The following is a 23,075-nucleotide window of genomic DNA, read 5'->3' as shown; positions in this document are numbered from 1 at the left end:
CTAGGTTATACTTTTACAACTTGAACCTCGTCTTTGCCGAGCAAAATCAAGTATTTTTCAATGTTTTCAATCGAATAGGCTCTAGATAAAGCCTCTCCATATAGGGCTAACTGACCACGATAGCGGTCTATGAGTTGACTTGGTTGATCGTAACGGTCTGTCTTATAGTCGAAAAGAATAATTCTGTCCTCGTAAACTAGATAGCCGTCCAAGATCCCACGAACAACAAAGTCTTCCTGACTCTTTTGGTCGCGTTTGAGCATGGAGAAAGGTTGCTCGCGGTAGAGATGGTCGGTATTAGCGAGAATTTCCTGACCAAGTGCTGTATCAAAGAATGCGAGAATTTTAGAAAGATTGATCCTGTCTCTGACTGCTGGACTAGTCTGAACTTGTTTGAGAGTTTCTGTCAGGCTAGTAAGTGTTGGTTGCTGACTAAGGTCCATTCTCTGCATGAGTTCGTGAGTGGCACTACCAATCTCAGCTCCAGTTACCTTTTCTTTAGTTGAGAAATCTGGTAAATCAAAGCTGATTTTCTTCTCAGTTGATTGAGTTTGACTAGCAATTTGAACACCCTCCATATCCATAACGGGTTCGTAGAATTTCTTGATTTGACTTGGGGTTTGAACACTTGGTAGTTCAATGGCTGCGCGGTGAAGAGTATTATAAACTTCCACCTCTTTCAGCATTTCCAGAGCTTCTTTGATGGTTTCTGACTGGCGGTTGCTTGCTTGAGAGCTATCTTGGAGAGGGCTCTTGTTTTCCAATTCTCCGATAGCTTCTCTAGTCAGCTGGTCTTCACCAACAAAACGATAGCTAAAGTTGAGATTGTCCTTGGCAAATACTTTGCTGATAGCCCAGACCCAATCTTGGAAATTTCTTGCTTGCAGTCTGGTATTGCTATCTAATTTTCCATTGTTTGCTGCTGGGTATTCCTTGGCTTCTAGCTTTTCGCGAGAGCCCTTGCCAACAAGATAGAGCTTTTTCTCAGCCCTTGTCATGGCAACATACAGCAGACGCATCTGCTCTGAATAGCTAGCCAGTTGCAGTTCTTTCTCATTCTGCGTATAGGTCAGGCTAGGAATGGAGAGTTTGATGGTTTTAGGATAGTGTGCTTCCACTGCTCCTGTTTCCACCTTGGCAATGTATTTGACACCAAGCCCATTTTGACGGCTGAGAATGACGTCTGACATCGAGTCTTGCTTGTTGAAGTCCTGATCCATGTTGAGGATAAAGACATAAGGAAACTCCAGTCCTTTGCTCTTGTGAATGGTCAAGAGTTCCACAGCACCTTTAGGCGGTGCGACGGCTACACTTGCGAGATCGTGCTGGGCTTCTAGGACTTGGTCAATCATACGTATAAAACGCGACAATCCCTTAAAATTACTCTTTTCAAACTGGTCAGCACGTAGCGCTAGGGCATAGAGATTGGCCTGTCTAGCAGGGCCATTTGGCAAAGCTCCAACATAGTCATAATAAAAACGGTCATTATAAATCTTCCAAATCAAGTCATAGAGAGAGTGGGTTTTGGCATACAAGCGCCAAGAATCCAAAATATCCATGAATTGATTGAGTTTTTCAGCTAGGTCCTTGTGAATTAACTCTTTCTGATCAGTTACCTGTCTTTGAGCATTAACTAGTTTCTCATAAAGATTCTCTTGTACTTTATCTTCTGCTTTCTGAAGAGATAAACGTGCCAACTCGTCCTCATCGAAACTAAACATAGGAGACTTCATCAGAGCTACCAAGGCATAGTCTTGCAGGGGATTGTGAATGACGCGCAGGGTGTCCAGCATGACTTGTACTTCTAGGGATTGGAGGTAGTTGTTTTGCTCACCGTCGGTTTTAACTGGAATTCCGTACTCAGACAGGGCAAGTAGAATCTGGTCATTTCGACTGCGACTGGAAGTCAAAAGGGCAATTTCCTTAAAGGCTACACCTTTCTCTTGATGGAGCTTCAAGATTTCCTTGATGACCAGACGCATTTCACCAGTTAGTTTCGATTCTGTTTGGCTCTCTTCCTCCTCTTGCCCACTATCGTCCTTATCGTAGGGGAGAAATTCTGCCTTGTTGTCTGGATTAGGAGCCAGCTTGGTATTAGCAAAAACAAGCTGGTGCATGCTATCATAGTTGATTTCGCCGACCTCTTGGTCCATAAGGCGTCCAAAAACATCATTGGTTGCTGATAGCACTTCTGAACTGCTACGGAAATTTTCCTTGAGGAGTATCAACTTACCCTCTTTAGGATTTTGCGCATAGCGTTGAAATTTTTCATTGAAAATTTGGGGATCTGCCTGACGGAAACGGTAGATAGACTGCTTGATATCTCCCACCATAAAGCGATTGTGACCATTCGACAGCAATTCCAGCATCCGTTCTTGAATGTGGTTAGTATCCTGATACTCATCGACCATGACTTCGTGGAATCGTTCCTGATAAGCCTCGCGGACTTGTGGGAAATTCTCTAAAATCTCAATGGTGTAATGACTAATATCAGCGAATTCAAAGGCATTTTCCTGGCGTTTACGTTCACGATAAGCCTCCACAAAATCACTCATAAAGGTTTGGAAGGTTTTAGCTAGATCCCAGGTATCTTCATGATAACGCTCTTGATAGTCGAGAATGGTTATCTGGTCTGACAGTTGTCCTAGTTTAGCAAACTGGACCTTTCTCTCATCGTTATAGGCATCAGCCAGTGGTTTCAAATCGGCCTTACGACTGGAGTTAGCCAGAGCTCGACCATTTTTTTCCTTAGAGATGGCGACAATACACGCAAGAACTGCTTGATAAGCCTGGCTATCGGACTCTTGATTTAAGGAGCTAATTTCATCCAAAACCTGTTGAACAGCTTCTAAATAGGCAGCTTTTGGAAACTCATTGGCATCGTTATCCAGATGATAACGGAAGAAACTTTCCAAGTCCCAAAGCGCCTGCTTTATTTGCTCAGTTAGTTTGTCTTTTTCATTTGCAAAGTCAGCTTCTTCAAACCCTTTGAGAAAAGACTTGTTCAGCCATTTTTGGGGACTGCTGGTGGATTGTAAAAAGTCATAGATTTTGTAGACTTGTTGGCGCAGACCTCGTTCATCCTTGCCACGCCCAGCAAAGTTCTTCACCAAACTACTAAATTTCTCTTTATTCTCACCTTGGTAATGGTCTTCAAAAACCTGATGAAAAACTTCGTTCTTTAAGAGTAACTGTTCACTTTCATTTTGCAGAATACGGAAGTTTGGTGCGATATCAATCAGATAGCCATGCTTGCCAAGGAATTTTTGCGTGAAGGAGTCCATGGTTCCGATGGCAGCGTTTGGCAGGTCTGCCAACTGGCGACCCAAGTGTTGTTTAAGGTCAACATCGCTACTTTCTTGGATTTGTTGGCCGATTTTTTTCTCCAAACGTTCCTTAAGCTCTGTAGCAGCCTTGACGGTAAAGGTCGAGATAAAGAGTTGGCTGATTTCTACACCATGCGCTAACTGATTCAGAATACGCTCTGCCATGACAAAGGTCTTCCCTGAACCAGCTGAAGCTGAAACTAGGATATTTTGCCCTGCCGTATAAATGGCTTCGATTTGCTCAGCTGTTTTCTTTTGTTCCTTGTTCGAACTCGCTTCTGCTTCTTGCAGTTTTTGAATTTCTTCCTCAGTTAAAAAGGAAATGGGCTTCATCGATTCAACTCCTCTCTCATTTTCTCAAACCAAGCTTGCTTGAGCTTTTCTCCAACCAGACGCTTGCCATCAGCTAAGTCCAACTTCTCTAGGAAACGGGCTTGTCCTAAGTGGTAATTGGCTTCAAATCCAGTGATGGCTTGGTGTTGCTGGACATACGGGGCAATACTTCTGCCGTTTTCTGTGTATGGATTAATGGCAAACTGGCCTTCTAAAATCTTCTCAGCTGCCTTCTTGTAAAGATGAGCATTGTAGTCCAATAAGAGCTGGAATTCCTCGTCTGTCAGCTGATTAGCCTTGTTTTTGTTGTAAAATTCGCCCAAGTGACTGCTTTCTTTTTCTAAAAAGAGTCCTTGGTATTTCATTGATTTGCTGGCTTCTACTACTGCTCCTGCCAGACTTTTAACAGCTAATAAAGATTGGACAGGCTCAGCCATTTCCAAGTACATGGCACCGAAAAAGTTCTGCTCCCCTTCTCCTTTAAGAGCAGCAAGATAGGTGGGCAGTTGGGAATTAAGCCCATTGAAGAAATGAGGAAACTGGAACTGGGTCAAACTAGACTTGTAATCTACCACTCCTATTGCTCCATCAGCTTTCAAACGGTCGATTCGGTCAACCTTGCCTCGCACATGGACACTGCGACCGTCGTCCAATTGAATAAAGGCTTGATCTTTACCGCCAAATGTTGCCTCCTCTTGGATGGTTTCAATGGCTGGATTATGACGAAGGATGTGGCCCGTAGTTCGCGCAACATCAAGTAGAACTTCCTTGGTAAACTGGGCTTCCAAACTTTCTTGATAAATGGCTTCGAATTCCCGTTCTTGACTGGTTTCCTTAATAGCTTGTTCCAAACGTTGGTCAAAGGAATTTTCAGCAGGGAGTTTCAAGGCCCGTTCAAAAATACGGTGCAAGAAATTCCCATGACTGCGAGCATCAGGACGTAGGCGCAATTCTTCCTGCAAACCTAAGACATAACGGAGGAAATAACTGTATTCATTGCGGTAAAACTCCGTCAAACCAGACGTAGACAGGTAAAACTCCTTGTCAGCGGGATAGAGAGCCTGCAAGGTCTCTTTCTCTAATGGCTTGCTGCTTGGACTAGTTGGGAGTGCAGGATTTGTAAGACCTTTCTGGTCAAGTTTTTTCCCCATGACACGAGCCAAAACCTTGACAAAGGTCACATCTTTTTCATTTTCACTAGAACCTGCCTGCTGATGATAGGCAACTAAGCTAGACAAGAGACTGTGATAAGAACCCATATCATCCTTAGACAGACTTTTTTGATGAATCTTCTTCTCTATTCGGCTAAATCCGAAATGAACTAGCTCTTGAAGATAAGCTGATTCCTTACTCTCATTTTCATTAAGAAGACTTGGAGCTGACAAAATCAATTGTTTACGGGCAGCATTGACTAAGGAAAGCATGGTGTAGCGATTTTTCTTGAGATTTTCACTACTTGCAATCAGTAATTGTGCTCCCTCCTCAGTCGCTTGGTTTAGACTTTGTCGTTCTTCATCTGTCAAAAGACTGGTGTTTTGCGCAATTTTTGGTAAATGATCCTGAGTCAGTCCGATGGCATAGACAAAGTCAGCGGTCAGAGGGGCAATCAAATCATAACTCTGCACCAGAACAGTATCAACAGTTGCTGGAATGGTGCGATACTGGGACAAACTCATCCCAGAATGGAGCAAGGCTAGGAAATCCTCCAGACTAACTTGTGAACCAGCAAAAACGGTAGCAAATTGTTCTAAAACATGGCAGAAGGTTTTCCAAACTTCGGCTTGTCTTTCCTGTTCTAGAGTTTCCATAGTAGCTGTCAATTCTTGCATCTGCTTGCTTAAAGCAGCATTTTTTAGAAAAGTATTCCACTTTTGCAAGAGATTTTCAGTCTTTTGCTTCCGACTGGCAAATAAGGTTTCAAGTGGCGCCAAAACTCGCAGACGAAGAGAATTTAAATGCTCTAAATCAAATTTTCCATGGTGGGATTTGGTAAAGGTCTGCTGAAAGGCTGGCAAGCCATTGATACCAAGATAGCGGAGGTATTGCTCAAAAGCATCAATCTCAGCCTGACTGAGGTCAGTATACAGACCAGTTCTGAGGAGATTAATCAAATCCTCCTGACGAAAACGGTATCGTTTCAAACGCAAAATAGACTCCACATACTGGGTCAAGGGATGATGAGCCATGGATTCACTTCTACCAAGATAGAAAGGAATTTGGTACTGGTCAAAAATAGTTTTCAGTGATAGCTGGTAAGAAGCCACATCCCCCAGCAGAATACGAAAATTCTTGTAACTCAGTTCTGGATGGTCATGTAATTTCTGACGAATGCTACGGGCCACCAGCTCCAACTCTTCCTTTTGTGTCAAACAAGACCAGATTTGCAAGTTTTCCCTGTCTTTCTCATCGATATCCAAGGTGAGTTCTGAAAAGTCATAAGAAGACTCCAGCAAACGAGAGGCTTTGTCAAAACTATCCATTTTCTCATGTGTCTGAGAACGATCCTGAGCAGGTGTTTGGTATTTTGCCCCCAAATGATGAAGAAATTCCACACTGGCTTGGTAGAGATTCCCTTCAGAGAACGGACTGGTATAGGCTTTCTTGCTTGCATAGGCCCCAATAACAATCTCGGCACCTTTGCGATGAAGTAGATCCAATACACGCTCTTCCTCGGCAGAAAAACGGGTAAAGCCATCAATAACCAAGGCAATCTGACTGAAATCACTACTTACCTTGTCATTCTCAATAGCCTCAATCAAATGGGACAACTGACTTCCCTGAGCCAACTGACCTTGATTAAGATAGGCAGTCACTTTCTCAAAAATCAAGAGTAAGTCTGCCCGCTTGTCCTCATCTGTCAAACTTTCCAAGTCCAAAAAGCTCATCTGAGCAGTCGTCATCACATGATAAAGTTCAACCAACTGCTGGATAAATTGAGGATCCTGCTTTATAGCACCATAAACACGCAAGTCCTTGGGATCTAGTTCCGTAAGACATTTATAAAAAGCCATCCCAAGACCGATGTCATCTAGACTCGTCTTAGCTGGCAAATCATTTAAAACCAGATAACGAGCCATCTGAGCAAAACGCGTGACGGTAATCGCAAAAGAAGCCTGCTGGGACAAGCATTCCAGCACGGCGCGTTCCTTTTCAAATGAAAGAGAGTTGGGGGCGATGTAGAAAACCCGCTTGCCTGCAGCAACTAGCTCTTCTGCCTCTCTTGTTAAAATTTCAGTCAAAGAAGTCCGAATATCAGTATAAAGTAATTTCATCTCAGCCTCGTTTGGTTTATCAAAGTTTCTTACTCTATTATAGCAAAGTTCGCTTCACAGTCCAAATCCAAAATTCTAGTTGACAATCATTTAACTAGCAAATCAATCATCCTTCATCATCCACTTTCATATGCTGAAAGATATAGAGGAAAAAGTCTTTGGAAACTTCAAAATGTCCATAACGAAGCCGAGAAGTATAGTCTCTCCATTCAGGATGCTGTCTGGCTACTTCTATGGAATAATCTTTGACTGGTTGATAATACTCGACATTTCGTCTAAAGGGAAAGAATCCTTCAAACTGCTCTACTTGATAGGCTTTGTCATCTGTAATTTTACCTACGGCCACAAAAGCCTGTAACTTGTCTTGACCGTTCATATCGTATTTTGGACTATAGTATAAAAGATAGTCACCTTTTTTCATACGGTTTAAGGGTCCGCCCTTTCCATGACAGACCTGACAAAAATTTCCCTCAACTCCTCTTAAAACATGGTTCTTCGAAACAACTCCGACCCAATATCTAGGCATTTTTATCCTCCAACTCTACCAACATGCGATTAAAAACTTCTCTATCGTTAGATAGTTTTTCAAAAAATTCTTCATCAACCCCTTCTACTAAAGGTAAAGCTTGATTGACCTTCTCTGCGCCAGACTTCGTCACTGAGACAAGTTTTGCCCGACTATCCTTTGGATGTTGATCACGTTTAATGTAGTCCTTCTTCTCCAGTAGCCTAACAATCTGGGAAACCGTCATGACATCCATACCAGTGAACCGAGCGATATCAACTTGCGTTACATATTCCTCTCTATTAGACAAAAACAAGAGCGAGGTTAAAACGATAAATTGGGGCAAAGTGAGGCCAACCGATTTCAAAACTCTTTTTAAGTTACTTTCCCACTTGTTGTAAACTTTAATGAAAAGAAGACCTGTAGACTCTGTTTCATCATTTTTGTAAATTGAATTAAAGTGATACTTTGACATTTTTTCTCCTTAAATATTAAGTATACATATTATATAAGAATTTATTTTGTTTTTCAAGAAAAGGAAAGCCGAATTTTACAATTCTGTCAGACATTTTATAGTCTATATGCTATAATAAAAGCAAAACACCTAGAAAAGGAAGTCTTATGATTAAACTACTAGCCTTGGATATGGACGGAACCCTCCTTAATGAAGCCAAAGAAATCCCGCAAGCCCACATCACTGCCATTCACCAAGCCATTGAAAAAGGTGTCAAACTGGTTCTCTGTACAGGTCGCCCGCTTTTCGGTGTCCTTCCCTACTATAAAAAACTAGGACTGGACCTCCAGAATGAGTATGTCATCGTCAATAACGGTTGTTCAACTCACCAGACCAGTGACTGGAGTCTAGTTGACTGGCAAGAACTTAGTCCAGCTGACATCGAATATCTCTATGACCTATCAGAAAAAAGCAACGTCCAGTTGACCCTTTTTAATGAGGAACATTATTTTGTACTCGGTGGCAAGCCTAATCAAATCGTTCAAAATGATGCCAAGTTAGTCTTTTCAGACCTGACTGAAATCTCCCTTGAGGACGCGACTAGTGGCAAGTATCGGATGTTCCAAGGGATGTTTTTGGGTACCAAAGAGCAAACAGATGATTTTGAGCAGCGTTTTGCGACAGAACTATGCCAACGGTTCAGCGGTGTTCGTTCGCAGCCTGTCATTTATGAAGCTATGCCACTTGGAACAACAAAGGCTACTGCTCTTTCTCGACTAGCAGCGATTTTGAAGATCGAGCCCTCAGAAATTATGGCCATGGGCGATGCCAATAACGATATCGAAATGCTCCAGTTTGCAGGGCTTGGTATTGCTATGGGAAATGCCAGCGATTATGTCAAATCCTTAGCCAATGACGTCACAACCAGCAATGAAGAAGATGGTGTTGCGCGTGCCATTGAGAAGTATATTTTATAGTAAAAAGGCCCAGTTCATGTCAACTGGGTTTTGTTTTTTTAAGAATCAGAAAACTTTAGAAACTCTTTAGAAATACTTGAACTTTCTTTGATTTCTATAGCTTATACTAAAGTTAGAAAAATAAATCAAAAGGAGAAAATCATGAAAACAGTACTCGAAATTCATGGACTGACCAAACAATTCGGCCAACAAGCTATTCTTCAAGATCTTAGTCTAACCATAAAAGAGGGAGATATTTATGGACTAATCGGAAAAAATGGAGCAGGTAAAACTACTCTTATCAAAATCATTACACAACTACTGTTTGCGGATAAAGGAACTGTTTCCCTCTTTTCTAGTCAATCGGAAAATGAGTGGACCAAGGGCTTATCTCGAGTAGGTTCAGTTATCGAATCACCTGTAGCTCATAATCACTTAACAGCCTATCAAAATCTGAAATATTATTGTATGATCCGCCATATTCCAAATGCTGATAAAGTTATTCAAGAAACACTAGATTATGTAGGTTTGTCTGATACAGGTAAGAAAGTCTTTCGTGATTTCTCGCTAGGAATGAAACAAAGACTTGGTATCGCTATTGCTCTTCTGTCCAAACCCGACTTCCTGATCTTAGATGAACCTATCAACGGACTTGACCCAATTGGAATCAAAGAATTTCGTCTGATGTTTCAACGCCTCAATCAAGAAAAAGGCATAACCATTCTCGTCTCTAGCCATATCTTGTCAGAACTCTATCTCTTAGCTAATCGCTTTGGTATTCTGGATCAAGGTAAGATTATCCGTGAAATCAGCAAAGCTGAGTTTGAAACACTAAGTGAGGATTATATCGTGCTTAGAACAAGCGATAAAGAAAGAGCTTGTCAAGTATTGAAAGAACAAATCCAACTCCAGTTCAAGGTTGTCAATCCAGAAAATGAAATCCATATCTTTGGTCAGGAACAAGATGTCAAACAGATTCTTAAGCAACTAACTTTGGCCGATGTTGCTATTGACGAAATTTACTTTGCCCGTCAAAATCTAGAAGAATACTTCACCCAATTGGTAGAATAGGAGAAAAATCATGATTCACACCATTCAAGCAGATTTTTACCGTCTTTTCCGCTCCAAAGGATTCTGGATTACAGAATTCATTCTCTTTGTACTTATGTTAATGGGGGCTACTATAGGAGCTACAGGACATCTAATGTCCGTTCAACCAGCACCATCCGAGATTCCTACCCATGGTTGGAATGGGATAGAAGCCCTAATCAACGCGTCTAATAACGGCTCAAATCTCGTTTTCCTCTGTATTATTCTAGTATGTTTAGTTCTTGGGGTTGACCTAATCGGCAAACTATATAAAAATAGTTTGACAGTTGGCGTTTCTCGTACAGAGTATTTCCTTGCTAAATCCTTTGTACTAGCAAGTATCGCTCTCTTACAACTCATCGCCAGCCTTGTGATTGCCTTTATTCCTGCTACTCTACTAAACGGAATTGGAACAATGCCTGATGGTTTTGCTACTAATCTCCTCTTAACCATTTTCCTTCAATTTCTTTGCCTCCTTGCTTGGCTTTCCATTGTTTCCTTCATTCTCTATGTTAGTCATTCTTATCTTGCGGTATTTATTGGTTATTTGGTCAGCTCTATCATCCTTTCTATGCCAATGCTTGTTTTCCCAGATATTGAAATTCTACGATATTTAATCCTAGAATTTGCCTATGCTATGACTAGTAATAATCAATCTATTCTCTATACCATCACGGTTTGCGTTTCTGTCATACTTTTCTTCTCTCTCAGCAGCCTTACCGTTTTCAAAAAGAAAAGTCTGTAAAAAAATGACCTCCTCTAGGATATAGAGGAGGTTTCTTCTGTTAAAAATAAATAAAGGCTGAAAACCATTCTCCATCTGTGCTTAGTTTCATATCTGCACCGAGAAGATGGCATAATTCCTCAGTGATATATAGACCTAAACCAGAGGATTCTTCTGTGTCTGATAGATTTTCAGAATAAAAACGATTGCTGAGATTGTCTATATTCTTGATAGGTTTTTTGACAAGATTATCGATTTCTAAAACAAGCCTATTTTCTTCCTTTTTCAAAGAAAGTCGAGCCTTCTCCTTGCCGTGCTTGAGAACATTTCCAAGGAGGTTTTGTATAATTCGATCCAGCAAGTCCCCATCAGTCGTCGTTTTCAATCCTGGTTCAACGTTAAAATCAAGAACAATCTGTGAAGATTGAAAAACGTCGTAATAGTTTAAAGTCTTCTTCGTTATAAAGGTTGATAAATCAAGCTCTTCCAGTTTCGGTTTGACTGCCCCTTCCATCAAATGACGATATTCGAGGAGAGCCTCCAAACGTTTGGAAACCAAATCCTGATGATGGGCTATTTTATTTAAGGTTTCTGAACTATTATCGGGGTGTTTTATTAGTTGCTGAGTATATCCTGAAGCGATTGTTAAAGGTGTCCGGATATCATGAGCGATGTTACTGATTGCCATATCTAGGGTGCGTTTTTCACGCTTCATGATTAGCTGATTCTGTTCCACTTCTTGAAATAGATTCTCAATTTGGTTATGTAGACGCAAAATGGTCTTTGAAAAGAAATTTACACCGATCCTCTTCATGCTACCCGAGCGAATCTTCTCTTCGATTTGTCTGCTTAAATCTCTAACTGTTAGATGATAGCGAATCAAAGAAACTGATAAAATGATGTTAATGAGGAGCAATATTGATAATAAAATATAAATCATTGCTTGTCTCCTTTTAATCGTACACCAACTCCCCAAATGGTTTCGATGTATTCGTCATTTGGATCCAGTTGATGTAGTTTTTTACGGAGATTGCTTAGATGAGTGTTGAGCGTATTATCTCCAGGCAGGTAACTTTCTTCCCAAATCAATTCATAGAGTTCTTCCTTGGTGAAAATCTTTTTAGGATGCTGGAGCAAGATTTGGAGAATCTGACACTCTTTCTTTGCAAGGCGAATGGTTTCAGTTGCGCTACTTATTTCAAAACTATCCGCATCAAACTGGATATTTTTTAAGCTTTGTACGAGGTTTTCAGTTTTTCTCTGGTTTTCTGACTGATGTTCACCGTTTTGGCGTAACTGTACAGTGACTCTGGCAAAGACTTCGTTCAAATCAAAAGGTTTTACTATATAATCATTGGCACCATCTAATAGATATTGGCTGATAAGCTTTTTATCACTCAAAGCAGTGAGCATGATAACTGGTGTCTGACTAGTTTGTCGAATGGCTTGCAAGACTTGGTCGCCATTTTTCCCTGGAAGCATGATATCTAGCAGAACGAGATCAATGCCACCTTTATCAAATTGCATGATACCTTCCGTACCAGAAAAGGCTTGAATCACCTCGTGCTCCTCAATGAGAAGTGTTCGCAAAATTTCTTGGATTTCATTATTATCTTCAATAACCAATATCTTAGCCATAAACATCATCCTTTCTAAAACCATTATAACATGTTTTATTAGGATTTCCAGACACAGAAAAGCTCCTCTCACATTTTAAGTAAGAAGGAGCTAATGGAAATTGAATCTACTTAACCAAATAAGCAATCAAGGTTATGATCCATAGATGAGCTGGGTAGAAAATATAAAAGAAATACTTATTCCATATAGTTTGTTCACCACGTTCCCCATTATACAAGGCCATAAAAGGAAATACGGTGATAAAGAGCCAGTCAGAATTGTAAAGCATCATTTCTAGTGTTTGGTGCCAAGTGTCGTAAATTTGGATGGAAGTCACTAACAAGAAGGCCCACAGAAAGGCATATAGGAGATTTCGCAATCCCTTGCGATTTCGACAAGAGTAACTAATCAAGAGAAATGGTAGCATAGTAATACCACCCTCAGTAAAAAGACAACCGAAAATCAAGAGCCCAGCAACTCCAATCCGACGCCACAACTTCTCCTTTTTATCCAACTCTTTTCTGGGAAAACCAATCCAAAGCATGGTGACACTGATGGCTAAAGTCAGGAAAATATTATTAGTAACCATTACACCCTTAGAGGCAAACAGAGTATTGAGAAGGCTATTTCCAGCAAACATGATAAGCGCCCAAGACCAGAGGCGGATGAGGTAGTTTTTCAAATTTCGAGTATAGATGAAGCCTTCCATAGCCATATAGGCAAACCAAACTCCCACACAACGGGTCAAGGCGTGAAAGATACCTTCCCACAAAGGAGAAACGATTTCTGTAATATGCGGAATATGGTCTAGAACCATTACTGCCGCCATCAGATACTTCAACTGCGTTGCATTCCATTTTTTCATAATAAACCTCTTTCTTTTTGATTTACATAGAGTATAGCATACATTTCCACGTATAATCGTACACCCATCTTACATTTAAAAAGCCTATCTTACATTTTTGTAAGACAGGCGTGAATATCAAAAATTTATTATGAAATTTATCTTCTAGTCGGTAATCCGTTGGTACATTTCTGGTCTTCTATCTCGAAACAGTCCCCAGTTGAGGCGTTCACTTGCTCCCTTATCAAGGTCATAAGTCGCTAACAGAACAGCTTCTCCTTGCCTTTCAGCTTTCTCTAGAATAGCTCCTGTTTCATCCGTCATAAAGGAGGAACCATAGAAGTCAAGACTGGAACTCTGTCCGCCATTTTCCTCACTAGGAGTGACTTCCTCCAAACCATAACGATTGGCTGCAATGACTGGGACAATATTAGCTGCTGCGTGACCTTGCATGGTACGTTGCCAGTGACCACAACTATCTGTATCCAAGATAGGTTCCGAACCAATAGCTGTAGGATAAAAGAGCAATTCTGCCCCATTCAACGCAAGACAGCGCGCCGTTTCAGGAAACCATTGATCCCAACAGATGCCAATCCCAATCTTAGCATAGCGAGTATCCCAGACCTTGAAACCAGTGTTACCAGACGTAAAGTAAAATTTTTCTTGATAATAATGATCATCTGGTATGTGGGTCTTCCGATAAACACCCAGCACTTCACCATCTGCATCAATAACGGCGATTGAGTTATACAAGACATTGCCATCTTTTTCATAGAAACTGATTGGTAAAACAACTTTTAGTTCCTTAGCAATCTCCTTGAAATGCTGAATAGCTGTATTTTCTATCACCGACTGGGCATACTGGTAGTAGTCATACTGGCGTTCCTGACAAAAATAAGGACGTTCAAACAACTCCGGCAAGAGAATAATTTGTGCGCCTTGTTTTGCAGCTTGGCGAACTAAACGTTCCGCTGTTTGGATATTCGTTGCCACATCCTTAGCACATTGCATCTGGATCGCTGCAACTCTTACATTTCTCATCTTTTTCTCCTATTCTGGGATTTGTTGGGTGATACAGTGGATATTGCCACCACCTAACAGAATGTCTCTGGCTGGTATTCCTACGACCTTACGGTCTGGGAAACACTTGCTGAGGATATATAGGGCGACTGGGTCGTTTACATCCTGAAATTGTGGCACTAAGACAGACTTGTTTGCAATATAGAAATTGACATAGGAAGCTGCAAGACGTTCACCTGCATAACGCTCCTCTTCACCTTCTTCATAGGTGTAGCCTGGCAAATCCTCTTCGGTTACAACTTGATGAAGCGCTGGGATTGGCAATTTATGAATGGTGAAGGAACGCCCTTGTGCATCCGTTTCTTTTTCTAAAAGCTCTAAATCAGCTACTGACATGGCATATTGGGGATCATTTTGATCATCTGTCCAAGCCAAGACAAGCTCTGCAGGACCAACGAAGGCTGCAACATTGTCAACGTGTTCATTGGTTTCATCCTGATAAATACCATAAGGAAGCCAGATAACTTTTTCAGCACCAAGGCTCTCCAATAAGGTGTTTTCGATTTCCTCTTTAGACAGGTGGGGATTGCGTCCAGGACTTAGAAGACAACTTTCAGTCACAAGAATGGTTCCCTGACCATCGCTGTGTATGGCGCCGCCTTCCAGTACAAAAGGTTTGGCATCGTAAACAGGAATTTCCAAGGCCTCAGCAAAACGACTGGCTACTTGGTCATCCTCTTCATAATCTTGATAAAGACCATCGACAGCACCACCCCAGGCATTAAAAGACCAATCTACTGCCAACTTTTCTTTTTTATCATTGATGAGAATGGTCGGCCCCGTATCACGCGCCCAGGAATCATTAGTAGGGATATCTAGATAAACAACCTTTTCTTCAAGATAGGATTGAGCTTCGGATAGATGGTCCTGCTCCACCAAAAGAAAGACTCTTTCCCCTTCTGCTATGGTCTTGATAATCTGAGTAAATGCTCTTTTAGCAGCCTTTCCTTGGAAGGGCCATGAACCTGGTCGAGTTGGCCAGATCATGAGGGTGCCTTGATGGGGTTCATACTCTGCTGGCATACGATAGCCTAATTTCTTTGGACTGTCCATCATGATAATCTCCCTTTAAAATCTTGATAGCCAAAGGATTTGACTAAGCTACAGTCTCCCTGTTCGTCCATAAGATAGAGACTTGGCAATCCAATACCATTAAAGGTATTATTTTTAACAAAGGAGTAGATTGCCATGTCTTCGAAATAAAGCCTATCACCGATTTGGACTGGATTTTCAAAACTATAATCACCAATCACATCACCCGTTAGACAGGTATTGGAAGAAAGTCTATAGGTATGGGCTTTTTCCATTGCATCAAAGCCATTTCTTAAAGGTGGACGATAGGGCATCTCAAGTACATCTGGCATATGGCAGGTCGCGGACGCATCTAAAACCAAGATATCCATACCGTTTTCTACAATATCCAATACTTCAGTAGCTAGATAACCCGCATTGAGCGCAATAGCTTCACCTGGCTCGATATAGACTTCAAGATTGTAAGTTTCTCGGATACGCTTGATTTCAGAAATCAGCAAATCCACATCGTAGTCTTCTCTGGTGATGTGGTGGCCACCACCCATATTGAGCCATTTAACCTCATGTAAATAAGGTCCAAACTGTTCTTCTACAGCTTTCAAAGTTGTCTCTAAATCATCCGCCCCCTGCTCGCAAAGGGTGTGAAAATGAAGACCATCTACTAAGTCCAGCAAATCACTTAGTATCTTGTCTAGGCTAACTCCAAACCGAGAACCTGGTGCACAAGGGTCATAGAGCGCGTGATCTCCTTGAGTTGAACACTGAGGGTTGAGGCGCAAACCGACACTGATACCAGCCTCTCGGCAACGAGAACCGTGTTTACGCAACTGTCTCTCCGAGTTGAAGACGATATGATCCGTTATCTCCAGCAATTCCTCCAAGTCTGCATCCTTGAAAGCAGGCGCAAAGACATGGACTTCCCCCGGAAACTCTTCTCTAGCTAACTTAGCTTCATAGAGACCACTAGCCGTCGTACCTGACAGATACTGACTAATCAAGGGATAGGTTTTATAGAGGGAATAAGCCTTCTGGGCCAGTAAAACCTTGCAGCCCGCTTCTTCCTGAACTTGCTGTAAAATACGGCAATTGGCTTCTAACTTGGCCAAGTCAATGACATAGGCTGGTGTGGGTACTTGTTCTAACTTCATTAGTCCACCATTTGTGGATTTTCAACCACAACCCATGGCAAACCGTATTTATTCAAAGCTTCCATGAATGGATCTGGATCCAACTCTTCAAGGTTGTAAACTCCAGGTTGTTTCCAAGTTCCGTTCATAACTAATTTTGTCCCAATCATAGCTGGAACTCCAGTAGTGTAAGAAATAGCTTGTGAACCAACTTCTGCGTAACATTCCTGATGGTCGCAAACATTGTAGATATAGATAGTCTTCTCAACACCGTCTTTGACACCTGTAAAGATACAGCCGATATTGGTTTTACCAACTGTGCGTGGGCCAAGGCTGGCTGGATCAGGAAGCAAGGCTTTCAAGAATTGAATCGGCACAATGTCTTGTCCATTAAAGTTAATAGCATCCGTACGAAGGAGACCAACGTTTTCCAAGCATTTCATATGCGTTAGATAAGATTGACCAAAAGTCATAAAGAAACGAATGCGTTTGACACCGGGAATGTTTTTGGCAAGTGATTCAATTTCTTCGTGGTGAAGGAGATACATGTCTTTTTGTCCAACCTGAGGGAAATCATACTCACGCTTGATTGACATGGCTTCGACTTCGACCCATTTTCCATCTTCCCAGTAAGAACCTGGCGCAGAAACCTCGCGGAGATTGATTTCTGGGTTAAAGTTTGTTGCAAATGGATAACCGTGGTCACCACCATTACAGTCTAAAATGTCGATATAGTGGATTTCATCAAAATAATGTTTAAGGGCGTAAGCTGAAAAAACGCTGGTTACACCTGGGTCAAAGCCAGATCCAAGCAGAGCAGTTAAGCCCGCTTCTTTGAATTTTTCCTGATAAGCCCATTGCCATGAGTAGTCAAAGTAGGCTGTAAAACCAAGTTCCTTGCAGCGTTTTTCATAAATGGCGCGCCATTCTGGGTCTTCTGTGTCCTCAGCTTCATAGTTGGCGGTATCGATATAGTGGACACCTGTTGCCAAGCAAGCATCCATAATTGTTAAATCTTGATATGGTAAAGCTACGTTCAAAACAGCTTCTGGCTTGTAGCTTTCAATCAGGGCAATCACTTCTTCTACCTTGTCTGCATCAAGAGCAGCTGTCTCAATCTTAGTATTTGTTTTACCTTCTAATTTAGTCTTCAAGTCATCGCATTTTGACTTGGTACGGCTAGCAATCATAATCTCTGTAAATGTTTCGCTAACTTGGCAAATCTTTGAAATAGCAACTTGGGCAACGCCCCCACATCCAATAACTAATAAACGACTCATTTTTTTCCTTCCTCTTCTTCTAAAATGTCCTCAACATACTTGGGCAACATAAAGGCACCAACATGTAAGTTTGCAGTATAGTATTCCGTGAAAAGCTGGCGTTTTTTCCAGCCTTCCTTATCAAAATCTTTAACAGGGTGGTATTTTTTCGATGCAAAACCAAATAACCAATAGCCAGCTGGGCTGGTTGGGATGTGCGCCTGATAGACCCGACTGATTGGAAAGGCTTGATTGACCTTGCGGTGCATGCTTCGGCAAGCTGACTCATCCTCGTCAAAGAAGGGACTCCCATGCTGGTAAATCATGATACCGTCTTCTTTAAGAGCGCGATAACTATTGCCGTAAAATTCCTTGGTAAAGAGCCCTTCCGTATGCCCAAATGGATCTGTCGCATCGTTGATAATGATATCGTAATCATCTTCACAGTTTCTCAAAAATCTCAGTCCATTTTGGTAGTAAATGGTGACGCGAGGGTCATCAAGTCCTGCAGCAAAGTCTGGAAAATATTCTCGGCAAACCTCAACCAGCATCTCATCTGGTTCTACAATATCGATTTGCTCTAGTTCAGGATAGAGCGTCAATACTTGGGCAACACCACCATCACCACCCCCAATAACCAATACTTTCTTTGGATTGGGATGCACAGCCATGGGAACATGGACCGTCATTTCATTGTAGACAAAGTCATCTGCATCTGAGAATAAGACATGCCCATTTAAGATTAATATTTTCCCAAAAGCTGGCGTATCCAAAACTTCGATATCCTGCCACTCACTTTTTCCAGCGTAGAGTTGCTTAGCTGTTCTCAGGGACAGTTTCACATCTGGAGTATGAACTTCAGAAAACCATAAATCCATCTAGTTCTCCTTTCTCTTAATGACGTTGATGTGATTGACTTCTGGATCTTCCGTTCCTTGGAGGGAGCAACCACGTTCTTTGGCAAATAGTATATAATCCACAATCTCTCGTGTAATCCGTTCACCTGGTGCTAGGATTGGGATGCCTGGAGGATAGCACATGACAAATTCCCCACAGACATGTCCAACAGATTCATCCAAGGTGAAACTTCTTCTCTCTGAATAAAAGGCTTCCTGAGGAGACAGCACTAACTCGGGCTGGATATATTCTCCAGCAATCAAATCTTTTCCATCTCTTGAGTAGAGTCTCTTGATATCCGCCAAAGCACCGACCAAACGTTCGATGTCTTGGATGCGGTCACCAATCGAAATATAAGCTAAGATATTCCCAATATCACCAAATTCGATCTGAATGTCGTATTCGTCTCGCAGGAGGTCATAAACTTCGATACCTGTTAAGCCAATACCCTGAGTGTAAACGGACAGCTTGGTCACGTCAAAATCACAAACAGACACACCGTCTATGAGCTCTTTTGAGTAGGCATAATAACCACCGATAGCATTGATTTCACGACGAGCATACTCAGATAGTTCAATGACTTTCTCAAAAGACTCTTTGCCACGAAGGGCTAAGTTGCGACGAGAAATATCCAAACTAGACATAAGTAGGTAAGAGGCAGATGTAGACTGGGTCAGGTTAATGATCTGACGAACGTACTCAGGATTCATCTGCTCCCCGATAAGAAGGATGGAGCTCTGGGTCAAACTCCCACCAGACTTATGCATAGAGACCGCCGCCATATCAGCGCCAGCATCCATAGCAGACAGCGGCAATTTATCTGTAAAATGCAAATGCGCTCCATGGGCTTCATCCACTAAAACCATCATGCCAGCTTCGTGAGCCATTTCCGTTAAACCCTTGAGGTCTGAACAAATCCCATAGTAAGTAGGATTGTTGATTAGGATAGCTTTAGCATCTGGATGTTCCTTAATGGCCTGTGCAACACGGTCATTTTCAAGACCTAAAGCGATACCGATTTTAGGATCCACACTCATCTCGATATAGATGGGAATGGCACCACATAGAACCAGCGCATTGATAGCAGATTTGTGAACATTACGTGGCAGAATAATCTTATCTCCTGCCTTACAGGTGGAAAGAATCATGGTCTGAACTGATGAGGTTGTTCCCCCAATCATGAGAAAGGCATGGGCTGCACCAAAAGCATCCGCAGCTAATTCCTCCGCATCCCGAATAATCGAAATGGGATGACCAAGATTATCCAAGGGTTTCATAGAATTGACATCAATGCCAACACATTTTTCTCCTAACAGTTCGACAAGTTCTGGATTTCCTCGTCCACGCTTGTGACCTGGCACATCAAAGGGGACAATCCTTTTCTTGCGTAGTTTGACCAAAGCCTCGTAAATTGGGGCTTGGTTTTGATCTAACTTCTTCAAGACATACTCCTTTACCGTATTTTTAGCACCTCAAGAAGATAAAGGCGACTAAAGGTTGACTTATGAAAAAAGAGCAGGTTTTCACCTGCTCTGCAATCTTCTGACGTGTGTATTTTGGTTTCTGTTGAGTATGTCTGTTCCTGATGTTTCCTAACTCTCTAGTAGCAAATATTACGTACTTTATTGATCGTTTCACAAGATGACGTGTGCTTTCACCACACTAAAATTTATGAATTAGGACAAGTGTCCTAACATCAACTTATAAAAGTAGGCTTTTAACCCTATCAATAATGTGGCTTTTCAACCACGCTTCGGCATTCAACCCTGCCTGTCCGTAGGCATTTTTTACTCGGGTTTATATTTGCTAGAAAACATCTTCTCATTTTCTAAGCCTTATAACTATATCATGTTTACAAGAGCTTGTAAAGGATTTTGTGAAACTTTTTTAAAGAATTTCTTTTTTTGTTCGCAAAATATTATTCAACAATAAAAAGAAATCGCTTTAAAGCGTTATAGACATAAGAAAAAAGAAACTACAACCATTAGCTGCTTCAATAATCTTAAAGTATAACTTGATATTGAAAATCAGTTCTTTTCATCAGATTTTATACACATTTCTAGCTAGGAAGTGCGAATCAACTGCTCCAATTCTACTTCTGAAAGCTGTCCTTGATTGTAAAGTTTTCTAAGTAAATCCTCATCTACAGTAATTGAATAGTAATCCGTCACAAACTCATGAAATTTCTCAAAACTGTCAAAGAAATAGGATAACAACCATTCGCCACCGTCCTGCTCTTGGTAGGTATTTTGATGCTCTTGACCGTCATACCAGATAAAGAAAGTTGTTTCATCTTTTTGCTCTTCTGAATATAGGTTTTGATACTTTACATCCAGTCCTTTATAAAATCCGTCTATGATGTCTTGATTCCACTCATCCGCAGCAAATTGACTCAAACTGCTTTCATGATCAAAGCCCTTTATAAGGATCATTTTATCAGTGAACATCACATCTAGAGAATCACCAGAACCGTTGTTGATAAGGTAACGGATCCCATAGCTTTCCTCAGTCTTAACGATCAATCGAAGCCAGGTCTTGTTTGGATCTGTTCGATACTCATCAATGACAAGCAAGGCATCTAAACGCGTCTTTGCATTTTCCCATTCAATTTTTCCCATCTCTTTAATCCTCCATCTTAAAGTTTAAAATTTATTATGCTTACAAATTCTATAACCTATTTCTATCTATCCCGTCCGACTACACGGTGGAATATTTCATCCACCAGACAAATCATCAGGTGTTCGATTTTCTAAATGTGCATTCATCACGCACCTGACTAACAGTTGGTAAAAGTAGTTAACAAATAGTCACTAAGACATTCCCCTTGAGAGTTAAGATTTTCTTATAAAAGTCCTTCATTTTTACAAAGTAGGTTCGAATGTCATCCTTGATTTCTTCCTCTTCATCAAGATAATCCCAAATATCGGGATACAAATCGGCCTTCTTGCATGATTCCATGCTAAAGTCAGCCAGAGCCCTATCCATGTCAAAATTCTCTAAAGCTTGAACAATCTCAGCTATCTTTGACTTTTCAGTATAGGCTATATATTCTGACACATTTTCTAAAGGGGTCACTCCCAAGACAGCTTCTCTCAAAGGATCGTCATCCATAAATTCTGAACTACTAAAGCCTGTCATAACAAAGAGTAAGGCATCCCACATTTTGTCAATATCTATCAACGTCTCATTTTCCTTAGTAGAATCCTCGACTAAGTCAAGCAATTCCTCTTCCTGACGAGAATCTCGCATTATTTGGCTTAATTCATTGTCAGATAGATATCGATAATTAGCAATCATTCCCATAATGTTTCCTCCTATCAGTTCCTTAGGATAGTACTGATGTTACTAGTCCCCTTTCTTGAAAAAGGCAAGAAATCTACTGTTTTTGGACTCTCCTCCTTATTTCTCATTCTCATCTTCTGCTACTTCCCAGACTTCTGACTGATAGCCCTCGCCGTCAATATCATAGCGCTGCATATAGCCAATAAATCTTTCTTTTTTATTTTCCTTACGAGGCTTGAGAATGTTTACAGCCCAGAATCCGATAAGAATGACAACTAAAAGCGCTATTACTGTTTCCATCTCATCACCTTTGCCTACATTAATATCCTTCAATCCACTTTTCATTGTCCATAATGAAAGGCTTAGCTAGTCCATCACCTGTGTAATCCGCATATTTAGTGGATAGATACTTGTAACAATCTTCCTTGCTCGCAAACTTAATAGCTTGATAAGGCTCTTCAAAAGTCAGTTTCTCTACAAATAAGAAACCATCATCAGCTGGCACTAAAACACCAACGTGCCCGACAAAAAGAAACTCTCCATCCAAATTGTCATGCAATACAACAGACAACATTCGAGCTTTGTCATTGAATTGAAACTGGGAGAAGAATTTCTCCATATTCTGCGCGTGAATTTTTACATCTGTCGTTGCTTCTGTCTCCACCCTAGAAAATAGAATATCAAACTCTTCCTTGTCTTTCGCATCAAACACCTTTCCCTTATCAATAGCGTCATTATCCACAAAAAGTAGCTGGTCATTCTTTTCAAGTTTTGGGATCGTGACTGAATTTTTCAAGAGCGCATAGCTATTGATACGGCAGTTGGTCCCGACAAAGTCACCCTTTTTTTGATTCCAGAGATTACTGATTTTCTCTACATCATACTCTGTCTTTGTAAAGGAAGTAAAATCACCACTTAAGCCAGTGGAGCCGACAGTCGCATTATAGTCTGTAACAAGTTTGAAAAATGCGTCAACACTATTTGGATCCAAGTGCGCTGATAAGAGAGATTTGACCTCTTCGATACTGACCTGATTGTTCAGATTGGTATATGAAGCCGTCCAAGGAACTTTATCCGAACTGGTCTGTATCTGATTTGAAGCTTCAGTCCTCGTATTATTTTGGTGACATGCAGCCAATCCAATTAATAAGGGCAAACATAGCCCCAAGGCTACCACTTTACTCTTTCGTTTCATGCAATTCTCCTTCTAGAGTGTAAGTCTCTCTTTCATTTTAAACACCATTCACTAATCCCTCATCCGGTAATCCGTGACTTAGC

20 protein-coding genes are annotated in these 23,075 nt (G+C 41.2%); 3 read left to right on the top strand and 17 right to left on the bottom strand.

The features are described 5' to 3' along the window. Nucleotides 1-5: 5 nt before the first annotated feature. The 4 genes from addA to D8844_RS03000 form a co-directional block, all read right to left on the bottom strand. Nucleotides 6-3,659, bottom strand: a complete 3,654-nt coding sequence (gene addA / locus D8844_RS03015) for a helicase-exonuclease AddAB subunit AddA (protein WP_125421798.1) — start codon at nucleotides 3,657-3,659, stop codon at nucleotides 6-8. Beyond that, nucleotides 3,656-6,931, bottom strand: a complete 3,276-nt coding sequence (rexB, locus tag D8844_RS03010; protein WP_125421795.1) for an ATP-dependent nuclease subunit B — start codon at nucleotides 6,929-6,931, stop codon at nucleotides 3,656-3,658. Before rexB ends, addA begins: the two co-directional genes overlap by 4 nt. A 106-nt stretch (nucleotides 6,932-7,037) precedes the next feature. Next, a complete protein-coding gene (locus tag D8844_RS03005; RefSeq protein WP_125421792.1) occupies nucleotides 7,038-7,457 on the bottom strand; it encodes an EVE domain-containing protein in 420 nt (139 codons plus the stop codon). Continuing rightward, the gene (locus tag D8844_RS03000) at nucleotides 7,450-7,911 is read right to left on the bottom strand and encodes a MarR family winged helix-turn-helix transcriptional regulator (protein WP_125421789.1); all 462 of its coding nucleotides are present in this window, start codon (nucleotides 7,909-7,911) and stop codon (nucleotides 7,450-7,452) included. The genes D8844_RS03005 and D8844_RS03000 overlap by 8 nt, the downstream gene beginning before the upstream one ends. Nucleotides 7,912-8,057: 146 nt before the next feature. Between D8844_RS03000 and D8844_RS02995 the strand changes: the two genes are divergently transcribed. From D8844_RS02995 to D8844_RS02985, 3 genes are all read left to right on the top strand, one after another. Beyond that, entirely contained in the window at nucleotides 8,058-8,867 is an 810-nt protein-coding gene (locus tag D8844_RS02995; protein WP_125421786.1) for a Cof-type HAD-IIB family hydrolase, read from the top strand. A 141-nt stretch (nucleotides 8,868-9,008) separates the two neighbouring features. Next, complete coding sequence (locus tag D8844_RS02990; RefSeq protein ID WP_125421783.1) at nucleotides 9,009-9,917, top strand: ATP-binding cassette domain-containing protein; 909 nt, start codon at nucleotides 9,009-9,011, stop codon at nucleotides 9,915-9,917. 10 nt (nucleotides 9,918-9,927) lie between these two features. Continuing rightward, on the top strand, nucleotides 9,928-10,680 hold the full coding sequence (locus D8844_RS02985; RefSeq protein ID WP_125391746.1) for an ABC-2 transporter permease family protein: 753 nt from the start codon (nucleotides 9,928-9,930) through the stop codon (nucleotides 10,678-10,680). A 40-nt stretch (nucleotides 10,681-10,720) separates the two neighbouring features. Here the strand turns inward: D8844_RS02985 and D8844_RS02980 are convergent, their stop codons facing one another. The 13 genes from D8844_RS02980 to D8844_RS02915 form a co-directional block, all read right to left on the bottom strand. Further along, a complete protein-coding gene (locus D8844_RS02980; protein ID WP_125421780.1) occupies nucleotides 10,721-11,599 on the bottom strand; it encodes a sensor histidine kinase in 879 nt (292 codons plus the stop codon). Beyond that, nucleotides 11,596-12,297, bottom strand: a complete 702-nt coding sequence (locus tag D8844_RS02975) for a response regulator transcription factor (RefSeq protein ID WP_125421778.1) — start codon at nucleotides 12,295-12,297, stop codon at nucleotides 11,596-11,598. Before D8844_RS02975 ends, D8844_RS02980 begins: the two co-directional genes overlap by 4 nt. A gap of 106 nt (nucleotides 12,298-12,403) precedes the next feature. After that, nucleotides 12,404-13,141: a TraX family protein gene (locus tag D8844_RS02970; protein WP_125421776.1), complete on the bottom strand. Its 738-nt coding sequence runs from the start codon at nucleotides 13,139-13,141 to the stop codon at nucleotides 12,404-12,406. Between the two features lie 144 nt (nucleotides 13,142-13,285). Then, on the bottom strand, nucleotides 13,286-14,161 hold the full coding sequence (gene aguB, locus D8844_RS02965; protein ID WP_125421773.1) for an N-carbamoylputrescine amidase: 876 nt from the start codon (nucleotides 14,159-14,161) through the stop codon (nucleotides 13,286-13,288). A 9-nt stretch (nucleotides 14,162-14,170) separates the two neighbouring features. After that, complete coding sequence (gene aguA, locus D8844_RS02960) at nucleotides 14,171-15,256, bottom strand: agmatine deiminase (RefSeq protein ID WP_125421770.1); 1,086 nt, start codon at nucleotides 15,254-15,256, stop codon at nucleotides 14,171-14,173. Further along, nucleotides 15,253-16,380, bottom strand: a complete 1,128-nt coding sequence (gene nspC / locus D8844_RS02955; protein ID WP_125421767.1) for a carboxynorspermidine decarboxylase — start codon at nucleotides 16,378-16,380, stop codon at nucleotides 15,253-15,255. Before nspC ends, aguA begins: the two co-directional genes overlap by 4 nt. Then, a complete protein-coding gene (locus tag D8844_RS02950; RefSeq protein WP_125421764.1) occupies nucleotides 16,380-17,639 on the bottom strand; it encodes a saccharopine dehydrogenase family protein in 1,260 nt (419 codons plus the stop codon). Before D8844_RS02950 ends, nspC begins: the two co-directional genes overlap by 1 nt. Continuing rightward, nucleotides 17,636-18,496: a polyamine aminopropyltransferase gene (gene speE, locus D8844_RS02945; RefSeq protein ID WP_000366713.1), complete on the bottom strand. Its 861-nt coding sequence runs from the start codon at nucleotides 18,494-18,496 to the stop codon at nucleotides 17,636-17,638. Before speE ends, D8844_RS02950 begins: the two co-directional genes overlap by 4 nt. Beyond that, nucleotides 18,497-19,957 (bottom strand): aminotransferase class I/II-fold pyridoxal phosphate-dependent enzyme, encoded by a 1,461-nt coding sequence (locus D8844_RS02940; RefSeq protein ID WP_125421761.1) that lies wholly within the window; start codon nucleotides 19,955-19,957, stop codon nucleotides 18,497-18,499. It lies immediately after the preceding gene. A gap of 621 nt (nucleotides 19,958-20,578) precedes the next feature. Then, nucleotides 20,579-21,133: a hypothetical protein gene (locus D8844_RS02930; RefSeq protein WP_125421758.1), complete on the bottom strand. Its 555-nt coding sequence runs from the start codon at nucleotides 21,131-21,133 to the stop codon at nucleotides 20,579-20,581. A 178-nt stretch (nucleotides 21,134-21,311) separates the two neighbouring features. After that, nucleotides 21,312-21,818: a YfbM family protein gene (locus D8844_RS02925; RefSeq protein ID WP_049518678.1), complete on the bottom strand. Its 507-nt coding sequence runs from the start codon at nucleotides 21,816-21,818 to the stop codon at nucleotides 21,312-21,314. A gap of 96 nt (nucleotides 21,819-21,914) precedes the next feature. Beyond that, complete coding sequence (locus tag D8844_RS02920; protein WP_084849862.1) at nucleotides 21,915-22,097, bottom strand: hypothetical protein; 183 nt, start codon at nucleotides 22,095-22,097, stop codon at nucleotides 21,915-21,917. 19 nt (nucleotides 22,098-22,116) lie between these two features. Further along, a complete protein-coding gene (locus D8844_RS02915) occupies nucleotides 22,117-22,992 on the bottom strand; it encodes a DUF4300 family protein (RefSeq protein WP_125421755.1) in 876 nt (291 codons plus the stop codon). Between the last annotated feature and the right edge of the window lie 83 nt (nucleotides 22,993-23,075).

The sequence above is a fragment of the Streptococcus oralis genome, assembly GCF_003942875.1.
Classification (GTDB): Bacteria; Bacillota; Bacilli; order Lactobacillales; family Streptococcaceae; genus Streptococcus; species Streptococcus oralis_BX.
Note: the sequence above shows the minus strand (reverse complement) of the source record. Positions and strands in the feature narration are given on the sequence as shown.

Bases quoted from the DNA above. Each gene is read 5' to 3' on its own strand.
- addA (WP_125421798.1), bottom strand. From the start codon at position 3,659: ATGAAGCCCATTTCCTTTTTAACTGAGGAAGAAATTCAAAAACTGCAA.
- rexB (WP_125421795.1), bottom strand. From the start codon at position 6,931: ATGAAATTACTTTATACTGATATTCGGACTTCTTTGACTGAAATTTTA.
- D8844_RS03005 (WP_125421792.1), bottom strand. From the start codon at position 7,457: ATGCCTAGATATTGGGTCGGAGTTGTTTCGAAGAACCATGTTTTAAGA.
- D8844_RS03000 (WP_125421789.1), bottom strand. From the start codon at position 7,911: ATGTCAAAGTATCACTTTAATTCAATTTACAAAAATGATGAAACAGAG.
- D8844_RS02995 (WP_125421786.1), top strand. From the start codon at position 8,058: ATGATTAAACTACTAGCCTTGGATATGGACGGAACCCTCCTTAATGAA.
- D8844_RS02990 (WP_125421783.1), top strand. From the start codon at position 9,009: ATGAAAACAGTACTCGAAATTCATGGACTGACCAAACAATTCGGCCAA.
- D8844_RS02985 (WP_125391746.1), top strand. From the start codon at position 9,928: ATGATTCACACCATTCAAGCAGATTTTTACCGTCTTTTCCGCTCCAAA.
- D8844_RS02980 (WP_125421780.1), bottom strand. From the start codon at position 11,599: ATGATTTATATTTTATTATCAATATTGCTCCTCATTAACATCATTTTA.
- D8844_RS02975 (WP_125421778.1), bottom strand. From the start codon at position 12,297: ATGGCTAAGATATTGGTTATTGAAGATAATAATGAAATCCAAGAAATT.
- D8844_RS02970 (WP_125421776.1), bottom strand. From the start codon at position 13,141: ATGAAAAAATGGAATGCAACGCAGTTGAAGTATCTGATGGCGGCAGTA.
- aguB (WP_125421773.1), bottom strand. From the start codon at position 14,161: ATGAGAAATGTAAGAGTTGCAGCGATCCAGATGCAATGTGCTAAGGAT.
- aguA (WP_125421770.1), bottom strand. From the start codon at position 15,256: ATGATGGACAGTCCAAAGAAATTAGGCTATCGTATGCCAGCAGAGTAT.
- nspC (WP_125421767.1), bottom strand. From the start codon at position 16,380: ATGAAGTTAGAACAAGTACCCACACCAGCCTATGTCATTGACTTGGCC.
- D8844_RS02950 (WP_125421764.1), bottom strand. From the start codon at position 17,639: ATGAGTCGTTTATTAGTTATTGGATGTGGGGGCGTTGCCCAAGTTGCT.
- speE (WP_000366713.1), bottom strand. From the start codon at position 18,496: ATGGATTTATGGTTTTCTGAAGTTCATACTCCAGATGTGAAACTGTCC.
- D8844_RS02930 (WP_125421758.1), bottom strand. From the start codon at position 21,133: ATGGGAAAAATTGAATGGGAAAATGCAAAGACGCGTTTAGATGCCTTG.
- D8844_RS02925 (WP_049518678.1), bottom strand. From the start codon at position 21,818: ATGGGAATGATTGCTAATTATCGATATCTATCTGACAATGAATTAAGC.
- D8844_RS02920 (WP_084849862.1), bottom strand. From the start codon at position 22,097: ATGGAAACAGTAATAGCGCTTTTAGTTGTCATTCTTATCGGATTCTGG.
- D8844_RS02915 (WP_125421755.1), bottom strand. From the start codon at position 22,992: ATGAAACGAAAGAGTAAAGTGGTAGCCTTGGGGCTATGTTTGCCCTTA.